Source organism: Priestia sp. P5_B4 (genome assembly GCF_056400385.1).
Genome location: NZ_JBFULJ010001346.1, coordinates 1 through 723 on the forward strand (window position 1 = coordinate 1; position 723 = coordinate 723).

Sequence of the window (723 nt, forward strand, 5' to 3'; positions counted from 1 at the left end):
AGTTAGAGCTGACAAACTGGGTAAGTGCAAAAGAGATGCCGGATACTAAAATAGCAGGGAGTACTTCTACTGTTTTCTTAAATCCTGCCATTACAAAAACCAAATACAGGGGAATAAATACAGAAATAAAAGGAAGCTGGCGGCCTACCATTTTAGAGATTTCCATTGCCGCTACTCCAGTAGGACCTTCCATAGCCGTGATAGGAATACCGATTGCACCAAAAGCAACGGGTGCTGTGTTTGCTAATAAACATAAGCCAGCGGCATACAGCGGATTAAATCCTAAACCTACCAGCAGAGCTGCTGAAATAGCAACAGGTGCTCCGAAACCAGCGGCCCCTTCAAGAAAAGCCCCAAACGAAAAAGCAACCAACAAAGCTTGAAGTCTGCGATCTTCTGTAATAGATACGACAGAGGTACGAATAATATCAAACTGACCGGTTTTTACGGTTAGTTTGTAAAGAAAAACGGACGTAATGATAATCCATCCAATCGGCAGTATACCGTATACGGCTCCTTGACTGGCTGACATAAAAGCCATGCTAGCCGGCATTTTATAAGCAAATATTGCAACGGCAAGTGCGACCAGTAAAGTTGTAACTCCAGCCATATAACCTTTCATTCGTTTAATAGCCAGAGCCCAAAAGAAGTAAAGAATAGGAATCAAAGCGATTAATGAAGACCAAATGACGCTGTTTCCTACAGGAGTGAACTGCTGTGTCC

The 723-nt window shown here is 42.9% G+C and carries 1 protein-coding gene; it reads right to left on the reverse strand.

What is annotated here, in order from left to right:
• The coding region (locus AC1DRF_RS30900; RefSeq protein ID WP_477742688.1) for an L-lactate permease at positions 1-723 on the reverse strand (723 nt) is incomplete at both ends.